The 13343-nt window shown below is 72.4% G+C and carries 9 protein-coding genes and 1 pseudogene; 3 read left to right on the forward strand and 7 right to left on the reverse strand.

Features of this window, described 5'->3' with window-relative positions; translation table 11 throughout:
• Positions 1-24: 24 nt before the first annotated feature.
• The 4 genes and pseudogenes from HW837_RS24880 to HW837_RS48835 form a co-directional block, all read right to left on the reverse strand.
• Complete coding sequence (locus HW837_RS24880; RefSeq protein WP_045557437.1) at positions 25-1185, reverse strand: alkaline phosphatase PhoX; 1161 nt, start codon at positions 1183-1185, stop codon at positions 25-27.
• Between the two features lie 152 nt (positions 1186-1337).
• On the reverse strand, positions 1338-3089 hold the full coding sequence (locus HW837_RS24885; protein ID WP_193380069.1) for a sensor histidine kinase: 1752 nt from the start codon (positions 3087-3089) through the stop codon (positions 1338-1340).
• Positions 3086-4246 carry a winged helix-turn-helix domain-containing protein gene (locus HW837_RS50395; protein ID WP_390623579.1) on the reverse strand — a complete coding sequence of 387 codons (1161 nt, stop codon included), beginning with the start codon at positions 4244-4246 and terminating at the stop codon, positions 3086-3088. Before HW837_RS50395 ends, HW837_RS24885 begins: the two co-directional genes overlap by 4 nt.
• Before the next feature lie 27 nt (positions 4247-4273).
• Positions 4274-4630 (reverse strand): annotated as a pseudogene (locus HW837_RS48835) (response regulator transcription factor); the annotation flags it as partial.
• A 274-nt stretch (positions 4631-4904) separates the two neighbouring features.
• On the opposite strand from HW837_RS48835, the gene HW837_RS24895 reads away from it, so the two are divergent.
• From HW837_RS24895 to HW837_RS24905, 3 genes are all read left to right on the forward strand, one after another.
• Positions 4905-5567: a carbonic anhydrase gene (locus tag HW837_RS24895; protein ID WP_045557434.1), complete on the forward strand. Its 663-nt coding sequence runs from the start codon at positions 4905-4907 to the stop codon at positions 5565-5567.
• On the forward strand, positions 5564-7624 hold the full coding sequence (locus HW837_RS24900; protein ID WP_237270353.1) for a SulP family inorganic anion transporter: 2061 nt from the start codon (positions 5564-5566) through the stop codon (positions 7622-7624). The genes HW837_RS24895 and HW837_RS24900 overlap by 4 nt, the downstream gene beginning before the upstream one ends.
• A gap of 305 nt (positions 7625-7929) precedes the next feature.
• On the forward strand, positions 7930-8862 hold the full coding sequence (locus tag HW837_RS24905) for an oxidoreductase (RefSeq protein ID WP_045557433.1): 933 nt from the start codon (positions 7930-7932) through the stop codon (positions 8860-8862).
• A gap of 126 nt (positions 8863-8988) precedes the next feature.
• Here HW837_RS24905 and nirD read toward each other — a convergent pair whose 3' ends face one another.
• Genes nirD through HW837_RS24920 form a run of 3 tightly spaced genes read right to left on the reverse strand, consistent with a single transcriptional unit; the run spans position 8989 to position 13157 of the window.
• Positions 8989-9339, reverse strand: coding sequence for a nitrite reductase small subunit NirD (nirD, locus tag HW837_RS24910; protein ID WP_045557432.1), 351 nt, complete (start codon positions 9337-9339; stop codon positions 8989-8991).
• Positions 9336-11939 (reverse strand): nitrite reductase large subunit NirB, encoded by a 2604-nt coding sequence (nirB, locus tag HW837_RS24915; RefSeq protein WP_045557431.1) that lies wholly within the window; start codon positions 11937-11939, stop codon positions 9336-9338. Before nirB ends, nirD begins: the two co-directional genes overlap by 4 nt.
• Positions 11940-13157, reverse strand: coding sequence for an NAD(P)/FAD-dependent oxidoreductase (locus HW837_RS24920; RefSeq protein WP_093789179.1), 1218 nt, complete (start codon positions 13155-13157; stop codon positions 11940-11942).
• Positions 13158-13343 lie beyond the last annotated feature (186 nt).

The raw sequence follows: 13343 nt of genomic DNA on the forward strand, positions 1-13343 counted from the left end.
TTCGATATTTTCCGCGCATTCCCTTTACGCGGACCGGAAAGGGCCCGTCACCTCGTACGTGATCCCGCCCGACGAACTGCCGCTGCTCCCGCGCTGGCTGGAGAAGTAGAGACGGCGGCCGTCGGGGGAGAAGGCGGGGCCGGTGATCTCGGAGGCTGACTGGCCCTCGACGCGCAGGAAGGGGGCGATCGTGTCGTCCGGGGTGATGAGGCAGATCTCCATGGTGCCGCCGTCCTCGGCGACATAGAGGTCCCCCGAGGAACTGCCCGTGACGTTGTCGACACCGGTGAGCGGTGCCGTTCCACCGGTGACCAGCGAGTCGTCGTAGGCGAGTTCGATGGTCTGCGCGGCCGCGTCGTACTGCCAGACGCGGTTGTCGCCCTTCGTCGTGAACCAGCAGATGCCGTCGGCGTAGTGGCAGCCCTCGCCGCCGTTGAAGCGCTTGGCGCCGGACACCTGGTTGCGGGTGGCGGTGGCGCCGGTGGGATCCGGGACCCGGGCCCAGCTCACCGGCCCGCTGGTGGCGGTGCCGGCCACCAGGACCTCCAGCGTGCCCGACGACAGGTCGCCCCAGGTCGTGGGCCGGAAGCGGTAGAAGCAGCCGTCGGTGACGTCCTCGGTCAGGTAGACGACACCCCGGGTGGGGTCGGCGGCCGCCGCCTCGTGCTTGAACCGGCCCATCGCGTCCCGGCGGACCGCCGCCTTCGCGCCCCACGGGTCCGTCTCGTAGACGTAGCCCCGGTCCACCTCCTCGCAGGACAGCCAGGTGTTCCAGGGCGTCCGCCCGCCGGCGCAGTTCTGCCGGGTGCCGGAGAGGATGCGGTACGCCGACGTCACCGCGCCCGTCGACGAGAACCGCACCGCGCTCGCGCCCCCGGACGGATTGATCTCCGAGTTCGAGACATAGATCCACCCGGTGCCGTCCGCGTAACAGGCGCCGCCGTCGGGGGCGTTGTGCCAGGTGTACGACGTCCCCGGCACCGTCTGGCCGGAGCGGGCGATCACCCGGCTGGTGAAGCCGCTCGGCAGCCGGATGCCGTTGGCATCCGCCGAGCCCAGGGTCCCGTAAGGGCCGGGGCCGGGCTGGGCCGGCGCGGCGTACGCGGCGCCGCGCCACAGGGTGCCGCCGAAGACGGTCGATGTGCCGCCGAGCACGGCCGCGCGCAGGAGAGTACGACGTTCCACAGTCGCTCCAAGGGGTGCCTTGACCGGCCCGCCGCACGGTCGGCGGCGGGGTCGCGCGCTGATGGAACTTAGGGGAGCGAAGTTGACGAGACATGGACAACTCATGTCGCCGGGGCGGACGGGGCCCCGACAGGGTGCGGGCCGCCTCGCGCTCAGGCCGGCAACGGCGGTGCCTCACGGCGCCGTTGCCCCGGCCGCCCGCCGAACCCGTGGCCATGGCCGTGGCTGTGGCCATGCACCGGCCCCGGCGGCTCGGCGGACGGCAGGCGGACGACCGCGTCCAAGCCGCCCGTCGCCGCCTCCCGCAGCGTCACCTCACCCCCACTGGCGTGGGCGAGCCGCTGGACGAGGGAGAGGCCCAGCCCGGTGCCGCCCTTGGGTGCGCCGGGGGCGCGCCAGAAACGGTCGAACGCGCGGGCGCGCTGCTCGGGCGTCATACCCGGGCCCTCGTCGGTGACGTGCAGGTCGACCCAGCTGGGCCGGGCGTCGCGCAGTGCCCGGCGGGCGGGGACGAGGAGCCGTAGCTCCATGGTGACCGTGCTGTACGCGGGGGAGGCGCGCAGGGCGTTGGAGAGGAGGTTGTCGAGGATCTGCTCCACCGCTCCGGGCACGGCCGTCACCGGCCCCACCACACCGGCGAAGAGGACCAGGGAAACCCCCTCGCGTTCGAACAACGGCCCCCACGTACGGTGCCGTTCCGCGCAGATCGCCCCCAGGTCGACCGGGGCCGGAATGGCCGCCGACTCCTCCAGGCGGGCCATCGCCAGCAGCCCCTCGACCATCCGGGCCAGCCGGTCGGTCTCGGTGACGGCCGCGTCGAGGCTCGGCCGGGCGCGCCGGGCGATGTCAGGTTCCAGGTTCTCCAGCCGTAGCCGCAGCGCCGCCAGGGGGGTCTTCAACTGGTGCGAGGCCTCACCGGCGAACGCTCGCTGGGAGGCCAGCAGATGTTCGAGGCGGGCCGCGGTCGTGTTGAAGGCCGCCGCGAGACTCCGCACCTCCGGCGGGCCGGAGGTGACCACGACACTGGTCGCCGTGCCGCCCTCGGCCAGCCGGTGGGTGGCCTCCTCCAACTGCCGGATGGGGCGCCCCGTCCAGCGCGCGAACGCGAACGCGACCGCGGCGACGCCGGTGAGCACGGCGAGCCCGGCCAGCGCCAGCAGCAGCCAGACCGCGAACACGCGGGCGTGCACCATCGTGGTCGGCAACGTGATGCGCACGGCACCCTGCGCGGCCGCGCCCGACTCCGGACGGGTGCCCGAGGCGGGGTGGGTGTGCGAGGCGGGGTGGGTGTGCGAGGCGGGGAGGGGGTCGGCTGTCGTGCCCGTGCCCGTGCCCGTGCCCGTGCCCGTGCCCGTGCCCGTGCCCGTGCCCGTGCCCGAGACGGTGTACGTGACCGGGGCCGTTTTCGCGCCGGAGCCGGGATCCGAGCCCGTGTCCGTGCCCGAGTCGGGATCCGTGCCCGAGTCGGTGTCCGTGCCCGCTGTCGCGTGGCCCACCGGGGCCGCCACGGACAGGTAGTGGACCCCGCCGGTCGTCGTCGTGCGGACGTCCGTGGTGGCGCGGCCCCGGAGCGCGGCGGAGATCTCGGGGAGGGAGGAGAGAGACTGCTTCTCCTCGGCGGACAGGGAGTGGGAGGAGGCGAGGAGTTCACCGTCCGCGTCGACGATGACGACCCTTCCGCCGATGCGTTCGGCGCAGTGCCTGGCCCGTTCGACGAGTTCGTCCGGTCGGTCGGCGGCGAGCGACAGCGCGGTGAACGCGGCCACCGACTCGGCCTCGTCGTTGGCCGAGTTGACGATCCGCTCCCGCTCGGCCCGGGAGTAGACGAAGCCCAGCGGGATCTCCAGGCCGAGCAGGACGAGGGCGGCGAGGCTGAGGTAACTCAGCAGCAGGCGCCGGGTCATGAGGCCCTGGCCTCGGGCGTCCGATGCCTCCCCGCCCCCGACCCCGATCGCGACCCTGATCCCGCTCCCGACCCCGAAGCGGCTCCCGATGTGGACGCCGCCCTCGACTCCGGCCCGCGCCCACCGCCGTGTCCCTGTCCCGGCCCTGGGGTGCGTACGGCGAGCCGGAAGCCGACGCCGCGCAGGGTCTGGATCCACGCCGGGTCGCCCAACTTGCGGCGCAGGGTGGCGACATGGACGTCCAGCGTCTTGGTCGGGCCCTGATAGTGGTCGTCCCAGACACGGTTGAGGATCTGCTGCCGGGAGTAGACCGCCCCGGGGTCCTCGGTGAGCAGCGCCAGCAGTTCGAACTCCTTCGGCGTCAGCGCGACCGGGACCTCGCCGACCCACACCTGCCGGGTCCGCCGGTCCACGACGAGCGGACCGGGGGGTGGGGCCGTACCGTCGTCGGCGGCCTCGGCCCCGGAGGGGTCCCGGGGTGGGGGCGGGGCCTGCTCGTACATGGGGGGCTCGTAGACGGGGGGTTCGTAGGGCGGGGGTTCGTGGACCGGGCTGCCGTGCGGCGGGGTGGCGTGGGAGGGGGTGCCGTACGCCGGGCCGACCGAGGCCGAAGCGCCGGGCGCAGGGCTCCCGAAGGGGGGCGCGCCGGGCGCCGGGGTGGCGTACGTGGGTGTGCCGTGCGCCGGCGTGTCGTACGGGGCGGCCGACCAGTCGTACTCCCCGCCGGCCGAGCGCCCCACGTCGTCGGCCCCGAAGCGCGCTGAGCCCTCGCCCACGCCCCCTGCCCGATGGCGGGTCTCGGTCCCGGCGTCACCGACGGCGGCGAAGTCGCTCCCGGCCCCGAAACGGCTCCCGGTCCGGTCCCGGCCCCCGAATCCGTCCCCGGTCGCCGACACCCGCCGGGCCGGGGACTCCGGCGCGGGGTCGTCCCAAGCGGACGCCGCCCACGACCCGTACGCCGCACCGCCGGCCACGGCTTCGAACTCGGCCGCGGCCCCAGTGTCCGTTCCCGCCCTGTCCGTGCCCCAGTCCGTGCCCCTGTTCCTGCCCCTGGCCCCGTCCCCGGCCGCCGTCCCGACGCCCGACTCGGCCAGCACGACCCCGGCCACCACCCCGCCCGTGCCGCCGGCCATGAACCCGTCCGCGACCGCGCCCATGTCGCCACCCGCGACCCCGTTGCCCCGGCGCTGGTGGCGGCGGGAGACCGCACGTATCCGGGCGACCAGTTCGCGGATGCTGAATGGTTTCGCCAGGTAGTCGTCGGCGCCGAGTTCGAGGCCCAGTACACGGTCGGCCTCCTCGCCGCGCGCGCTGAGGATGATGATGGGGACGTCGGAGGTCCGGCGGATCCCACGGCAGACGTCGATGCCGTCCATGTCGGGCAGGCCCAGGTCCAGCAGGACGACATCACCGTGCGGACCTCTCAACCCGTCCGCGCCGTTCGCCACGTGGTGGACCGTCAGGCCGAAGTGCCGCAGCCCGTCGGCGAGCGGTTCGGCGATCGTCTCGTCGTCCTCGATGAGCAGCACTCGTACGCCCATGGCCGCCTGTCTCTCCAGAAAGTCGGGACAACACGAGAGCCGTGCTGTGGGGCGCCACGCTACAAGAGAACGAACGGATGTGGGCAGGGAATCCGGAGCATTGTGAAATGACCCTCAGAAACCGCTTGTATTCGGTCGCCCGACCTGCGGTGAAGGAGCCGATGGCCGAAATATGTGGAGAATCTGGCGGCGCTTTAGTGTTCTCTTAACCTTCCTCTGTTCATCGCCCCTCTACGGTCGTAAGAGCTGGTCAGAGCCATTGCAGGGAGGCATGATGAAGGCGTTGCTGGATCGCGCCCGTTCGTTCAAGCGGCGGGTCGACTTCGAGAGCGACGAATACCGGAAGCTCGCCGTCGGGCAATTCCCCGAGGCGCTGTTCATTACCTGCTCGGACTCACGGGTGATTCCCGCCCTGATCACCGGGGCGCGGCCCGGCGAGATATTCGAGCTGCGAAACGCGGGCAACATCGTGCCGCCGCACGACGCGTACGGGGCCGCCTCCGGCGAGGCCGCCACCATCGAGTACGCGCTGGAGGTGCTCGGCGTTCAGGACATCGTGGTGTGTGGTCATTCCCACTGCGGTGCGATGGGCGCGCTGAAGTACGGCGCCGATCTGTCGGGCCTGCCCCGGGTGGACGCCTGGCTCGACTACGCCAGGCCCGCGCTCGAACCGGTCCTGGGGGCCGCCACGGGCGGGAACGGCACCGACGGGAACGACGGCTCCGGCAGGGGCAGCGCCTCGTCCGAGGATCCCGCCCTGCGCGAGGTCGTGCAGCTGAACATCCGCAACCAGCTCGCCGTCCTGCGGGAGTACCCGGTCGCTCGGCAGCAACTCGACGCCGGACGGCTCCGGTTGCACGGCTGGTACTACGAGATCGACACCGGCCAGGTCCACGAACTTGACGCGGACGGCGACTTCCAGGTGCACGGCTCATGAGCGGCGCGCACGGCGGCCGGCACGCGGCGGGCGGCGGCCCCCGCCGGTCCCACCGCAACGCCCGGAGCGGTGGGCCGGGGTCCCCGGCCCACATACCCGGCCCGCCCCCGTACGCCCCGGACCACGCCACCGCCTCAGCCTCGTATCCCGCCCCGGATTACGCGCCGTACTCGGCCCCGGACGCCGCCGCATACTCCGCTCCGGACTTCGCCCACGGCCACGGTGATCCTCCGGAGTGGCCCCCCGCCGAGCCCTTGGGCCGGGACCGTCCGCCCCCGGGGGCACGGGCAGGGGCAGGGGCCGGCACCGAGGACCCCGGCCCCGGGCCCGGCCCCGGCGCCAAGGGCCCCCGTCCCGGTGCCTCCGCCGGTCGTATCGACTTCGCCACCGAGATCACCGCGTCCCTCGTCGTCTTCCTGGTCGCGCTGCCGCTCTGCATCGGCGTGGCCGTGGCCTCCGGCGTGCCGGCCGAGCTGGGCATCATCTCCGGCGTGATCGGCGGTCTGGTCGTCGGCGCGGTGCGGGGCAGCACCCTCCAGGTCAGCGGCCCGGCGGCCGGACTCGCGGCGCTCGTCGCGGAGACGGTCATGGAGTTCGGCGTCGCGATGCTCGGCGTGATCGTCCTCTTCTCCGGCATCCTCCAGATCGTGCTGGGCCTCGTGAAACTGGGCCGGATGTTCCAGGCGATCTCCCTGGCCGTCGTGCAGGGCATGCTCGCCGGCATCGGACTGCCGCTGATGTTCAGCCAGCTCTACCCGATGTCCGACTCCAAGGCGCCCGGCACCCCCTTGGAGAACATGGCGGGCGTCCCCGGACTCGTCGCCGACACCGTGACGAACCCGCAGGCGCTGATCGCGGCCGGACTCGGCATCGTCACGATCGTGCTGAGCTTCCTGTGGAAGCAGGTACCGGGGCCGGCGAAGAAGATCCCGGCCGCGCTCGTGGCCGTCGGGATCGGCATCGCGGTGGCCTCGTTGCCGGGCGTCGAGGTGAAGACGCTCCAGGTAGGCAATCTGCTGGCGTCCGTGGACGTGCCCGGGCCGGATCAGCTGGCCGGGCTCGCCGACGTCGGGATCATCACGGCGATCCTCACCTTCACCGTGATCGCCTCGGCGGAGAGCCTGTTCACCGCCGCCGCCGTGGACCGGATGCACAACGGTCCGCGCACCCGCTACAACACCGAACTCATCGCCCAGGGCGCGGGCAACACCGTCGCCGGCGTCCTCGGCGCGCTGCCCATCACGGCGGTCGTCGCGCGCAGTTCGGCGAACGTGCAGGCCGGTGCCAAGACCCGGCTCTCCCGTACGCTGCACGGCCTGTGGCTGCTCGCCTTCGCGCTGCTGCTGCCGCAGGTGCTGGCGCTGATCCCGATCTCGGTGCTCGCGGGTGTCCTCGTGCACAGCGGGTGGAAGCTGTTCGCGCCGGAGCAGTTCCCGAAGATGTGGCGGCAGGACCGGGGCGAGTTCGCGGTCATGACGCTGACGACGCTGGTCATCACGGTGACCGCACTCCTCGAAGGGGTGCTGTTCGGGCTGGCCGCGGGGGTGGTGCTGGCCGCGCTGCGGATGTCGCAGACCGTCGTACGGCAGCACATCGAGGACGACACGGCGAAGGTCGTGATGGCGGGCAACGCGACGTTCCTGCGGCTGCCCAAGCTGATCGACGCGCTGGAGGGCGCGGCCGCGGCCGGCAAGCCGCGCATCCGGCTGGACCTGCTGGGGGTGACCCACCTCGACCATGCCTGCCGCAGCCAGATCGAGGAGTTCGTGGCGCAGCAGCGGGGGGCCGGGCTGCGGGTGGAACTGCTGATGCCGGACCTCACGAAGTTGCCGGCGGCAGCCGAGCCGAGGGCCGCGGAGGGGGAGCCGGCGTTCACGGAGATGCCGGAGCCGGTGTCGACGGAGGTGTGGGACTACGCGACGGTCGGTACGGCGGCGGTGGGCGGTACGGGGCCGATGCCGGCCGGGGCCGGGCCGGGGCCCGACGCCGAGTGGTTCTACCTGGACACCCGCCCGATGCCGGGGGCGCGATTGGGGGGAGTGACCAGGGGCTCGTGAGCGGGTGCGGGTCCGGTGGGGGCTGATCGCGCAGTTCCCCGCGCCCCTGAAAGACCAGGCCCCTGCGGGCCCGAAAGACCACGGCCCCGCGGGCCTGAAAGACCACGGCCCCGCGGGCCTGAAAAGCAGGGGGCGCAGCCCCTGCTTTTCAGGGGCGCGGGGAACTGCGCGATCAGCTCCCACCGGACCCGCACCCGCCACACCCTCCGCAACCCCCCGACCCGTTAGCGCCACGCCTCCCGCGATACCCCCACCCGGTCTACGCTGGACCACACCCCCAGGAACCCCTCGGGAAGGCGGCGGTCATGACCGACTGGAACGTGCGCGACATCCCCGATCAGCACGGCCGCTCCGCCGTCGTCACAGGTGCCAACAGCGGTATCGGATACGCCGCCGCCAGGGCGCTCGCCCGCCGCGGTGCCCATGTCGTCCTCGCCTGCCGCAGCGCGGAGCGCGGCGCCGCGGCGCTGGAGCGGATGAGTGCCGAAGTGCCGGACGGCAGCGTCGAGTTGATGCGGCTCGACCTCGGGGACCTGGGCTCCGTACGGGAGTTCGCGGACGCCTACGCGCAGGCGAGCGACCGGCTGGACCTGCTCGTCAACAACGCGGGTGTGATGGCCGTGGCGCGGAGCCGGACGGCCGACGGCTTCGAGACGCAGTTCGGGACCAACCACCTCGGCCACTTCGCCCTCACCGGTCTCCTCCTGCCGGCCCTCCTCGCCACCCCCGGCGCCCGCGTCGTGACCGTCTCCAGCCTGATGCACCTGCGGGCGAACATCGACATCGACGACCTCGACAGCGAGCGCCCGTACGGGCGTTGGCTCGCCTACGGCCGTTCCAAGACCGCCAATCTGCTCTTCACCCACGAGCTGGCCCGGCGCCTGGCGGCGAACGGCTCGGACGTCGTCGCCGCGGCCGCGCACCCCGGCTACGCGTCGACCAACCTCCAGACGGCCGGCCCCAGCGCCGAGGGCCGCAAGAGCGTCGAACGCTTCATGCGGGTCGGCAACCGCTTCTTCGCCCAGTCCGCCGAGGGCGGCGCCCTGCCCACCCTCTACGCGGCGACCGCCCCCGACGTACGCCCCGACTCCTTCATCGGCCCGTCCTTCGCGATGTGGCGCGGCAGCCCGGCACCCTCCCTCCGAGCCTCCTGGACCCGCGACGACCGCGCGAGCGAACGCCTCTGGGCCGCCTCGGCGCACCTCACCGGCGTCACGTACGACGAACTGAAGGCCTGACACCACGTCCGAGGCACCGGAACGCGCGAACGGCCGAGACACCAGAACGCGCGCGGCGCGCGGACGTCCGTACCCTCGTACGGTCGTCCGCGCGCCACGCGCGACGGGCGGGTGAGCGGCGACGGGCTACGCGGCCCGTACCTCGTACGCCGTGATGCGTACCGTGTCGTCGTCCAGGCACTGCCCGCTCTCCAGGTCGAAGCGCTGCTTCAGGAGCGGGGAGGCGACGAAGGGGCGGCCCTGGTGGTTGCCGGTGAGGCCCCGGGAGAGGACGGCGGCGCCGCCGAAGGGGTCCCGGTTGTCGATGGCGTACAGCTTGCCCGCGCGGTCCATGAAGAGCGCGGCCTGGCTGCCGTCGGGGAGCAGGGCGGCCACACCGCGGCCCGGCATCAGCAGGTCCAGGTCGCAGACCGTGAACCAGCCGTCCGCCAGCCGCAGCTGGACCTTGACGTCGATCTTCTCGGGGGCGAGGGTCATCGCTGGGCGCTTCCTTCCAGGACATCGGCGGGCCGCAGGCCGATGGACAGCAGGGGCAGGTCGGGCTTGATCTGGTCGCGCTCGGGGACGAAGCCGACGACCGGGTCCGGGGTGTCCGGGGCGTTGACGAAGGACACGAACCGGGCCAGCTTCTCGGGGTCGTTGATGGTGGAGGCCCACTCGTCGGCGTAGTGCGAGACGTGGTCCGTCATCAGGGACTCCAGTTCCTCGCAGATGCCGAGGGAGTCCTCCACGACCACGTCACGGACGTGGTCCAGGCCGCCGGGGATCCGCTCCAGCCACGTCGAGGTGCGCTCCAGGCGGTCCGCGGTGCGGATGTAGAACATCAGGAACCGGTCGATCAGCTTGATCAGTTCGGCGTCGGAGAGATCCTGGGCCAGCAGGTCCGCGTGGCGCGGGGTGGCGCCGCCGTTGCCGCCGACGTACAGGTTCCAGCCGTTGGAGGTGGCGATGACGCCGAAGTCCTTCGACTGGGCCTCCGCGCACTCGCGGGCGCAGCCCGAGACCGCCGACTTCAGCTTGTGCGGGGAACGCAGGCCCCGGTAGCGCAGCTCCAGGTCGATCGCCATGCGGACCGAGTCCTGGACGCCGTAGCGGCACCAGGTCTGGCCGACGCAGGACTTCACCGTACGCAGCGACTTGCCGTAGGCGTGGCCCGACTCGAAGCCGGCGTCGACCAACCGGGTCCAGATGAGCGGCAGTTGCTCGACCCGGGCGCCGAACATGTCGATCCGCTGACCACCCGTGATCTTGGTGTAGAGACCGAAGTCGCGGGCGATCTCGCCGATCACGATCAGGCCCTCGGGGGTGATCTCACCGCCGGGGATGCGCGGGACGACCGAGTACGAGCCGTTCTTCTGCAGGTTGGCCAGGAAGTGGTCGTTGGTCTCCTGGAGCGCCGCCTGCTCGCCGTCGAGGACGTAGCCGCTCGCGCCGATCGTCGGGGCGAGGGAGGCGATGATCGAGCCGACCGCCGGCTTGCAGATGTCGCAGCCGTCGCCGCCCTTGGCCTCGTCGCGGCCGTAGCGGTCCAGCAGGTCCTGGTAGGTGTTGATGCGCAGGGCGAGGACGATCTCGTACAGCTCCTCGCGGGTCTGCGCGAAGCAGCCGCACAGGCCCTTGTCGACGACGACGCCGCTGGCCTCCAGCTCGGCCGTGACCAGCTGGCCCAGCACCTTCACACAGCTGCCGCAGCCCGTGCCGGCCTTGGTGCACTTCTTGACCTCGGGCACCGTGGTGCACTGGTGGTCGGTGACCGCGCCGCGGATCGCGCCCTTGGACACGTTGTGGCAGGAGCAGATGACCGCGTCGTCCGGCAGCGCGGACGGGCCGAGCTGGGCGCCGCCGCCGGAGCCCGCCGGAAGCACCAGCGACTCGGGGGAGACGGGCGGGACGGAGCCGGTGAACGCCCTCAGCGTGCCGTACGCGTCCGCGTCGCCGACCAGGATGCCGCCGAGCAGCTCGCCGTCGCGGCCGATGACCAGCTTCTTGTAGACACCCGAGCGGGAGTCGGAGTACACGACGTCCAGGCAGTCGGCGGTCGCGCCGTGCGCGTCACCGAAGGAGGCGACGTCGACGCCGAGCAGCTTCAGCTTCGTCGACATGTCCGCGCCCGTGAACGCGGCCTCGTCGGCGGCGATCGTCGCGGCGGCCGTCTCGGCCTGCTCGTAACCGGGGGCCACCAGGCCGTACACCCGGCCGTCGGAGGCCAGGGCGCACTCGCCGATCGCGAAGACGTTCGGGTCGTTGACGGTCCGGCACTGCTCGTCGACGCTGATGCCGCCGCGGTCGCCGACCGCCAGACCGCAGTCGCGGGCGAGCTGGTCGCGGGGGCGGACACCGGCGCTGAACACGACCAGGTCGGTGGCGAGTTCGGAGCCGTCGGACAGCTTCATCCCGGTGACGGCACCCTGCTCGTCGACCACGATCTCCTGGGTGCCGACGCCGGTGTGCACGCTCAGGCCCATGTTCTCGATCGTGCGCAGCAGCGCGGCGCCACCACCGTCGTCCACCTGCACCGGCATCAGCCGGGGCGCGAACTCCACGATGTGGGAGGTGAGTCCGAGACCCTTCAGCGCGCCCGCCGCCTCCAGACCGAGCAGACCGCCGCCGACCACGGCACCGACCTCGGCCGTCTTCGCGTACTCCTCGATCGCGAGCAGGTCCTCGATCGTGCGGTAGACGAAGCAGCCGGCCGCGTCCTTGTTGGGGACCGGCGGCACGAAGGGGAACGAACCGGTGGCGAGGACGAGGATGTCGTACTCGAAGACCTGCCCGGAGCGCGCCGTGACCTTCTTCGCCTCACGGTCGATCGTCTCGGCCGGGTCGCCGACGAGCAGTTCGATCCCGTGCGTCTCGATGAACTCCATGTCGGTCATGGAGAGGTCCTCGGGGCTCTTGCCCGCGAAGTACGAGGTGAGCGCCACCCGGTCGTACGCCGGGCGCGGCTCCTCGCAGAGCACGACCACGCGGTGCGTGGCGGTCAGGCCGCGCTCGGCGAGCGCTTCGAGGAAGCGCTGGCCGACCATGCCGTGGCCGACGAGCACGATCGTGGGGGTGGCCCCCAGGGTGGCGGACATTCAGGAGCCTCCATCGTTGGTGAGCAGGTGGAGCAGGGGAGCGCCGTCTCCGGGGAGCGGCTCCGCTCCCTCCCAGGCGCGGGCGAGCGCGCCCACGGTGCCGAGTTCGCCGACGAGCACCCCGCCGACCAGGCGGTCGTCGCGGACGACGACCTTGCGGTAGGTGCCGCGCGTGGCGTCGGTGAGCTGGATGACGTCGTCGCCGGGCAGCGGCTCGGGCTCGCCGAACGCGGCGAGGTCGAGGAAGTCCGCTCCGGCGAGCGTCAGCCGGGTCAGGGCGCGGGTGCCGGTGTACCGGGAGCCGGTGTTCCCCGCGAGCAACTCGGCCAGCACATCGGCCTGTTCGAGCGCCGGGGTGGCGAGCCCGTACACCGTGCCCTCGAACTGGGCGCAGTCGCCGATGGCGTGGATGCGCGGGTCGGAGCTGCGCAGCTCCTCGTCGACGATGACGCCCTTGTGCACCGCGAGCCCCGCATCCTGGGCGAGACCCACCCGGGGGTGGACGCCGCAGGCGATGACCACGAGGTCCGCGTCGAGGGCGTATCCGTCGGCCATCGACACCGACCGCACGGTCCCGCCGACGCTGCGCACGGCGCGTACGCGCGTCTCGGTGTGCACCTCGACGCCGAGGTCGGTGAGATGCCGACGGACCAACTTCGAGGCGGACGGGTCGAGTTGACGTTCCATCAGGCGCTCGCCCTGCTGGGCGAGGACGACCTGGGCGCCGCGCAGGGCGAGGGCGCGGGAGGCGGAGACCCCGAGGAGTCCGCCGCCGATGACGACGGCCCGCGAGCCCGGCCGTACGGCCTTGGACAGCCGCATGCAGTCGTCCATGGTCCGGAAGGCGTGCACCCCGTCGGGGAACTCGTGCCGCTCCGGGTCCCAGAGGCCGCGCAGCGGCGGCAGCACCGGGTTCGAGCCGGTCGCGAGGACCAGCCTGTCGTACGCGATCTCCGCACCGTCCGCGAGATGTACGGCTCGCATCTCGCGGTCGATCCGGACCACCCTGCCGCGCGTCAGCTCGGCGGGGGCGGGCAACGCGATGACCTCGGGCGCGTACCGCCCGGCCAGCACCTCGGCGAGCAGCACCCGGTTGTACGGTGAGTGCTCCTCCTCGCCCACCAGCGTGGCGGGCATGCCGAGCTCTCCCAGCCGCCGGGCGAGACGTACACCCGCGAGGCCGGAGCCGATCACCACCACACGCTCATTCGAGGTCATGTCCTTGAGCGTGCGGTGCCGGTGTTACCCGACCGCATCGCATCTGTTTCCCACGAGGAACGCTGCCCTCCCCGCGGCCCCGAAGGGAGTGTGAGGGGTTTCCACACAGGCCGGGTGGGGTGTGAGGACGCCCGGAATCACGGCGCTGACCTGGTGATACGAGGCTCATGCGGGCGTATACGGGAG

Source organism: Streptomyces caniscabiei (genome assembly GCF_014930365.1).
GTDB classification, from domain to species: domain Bacteria; phylum Actinomycetota; class Actinomycetes; order Streptomycetales; family Streptomycetaceae; genus Streptomyces; species Streptomyces caniscabiei.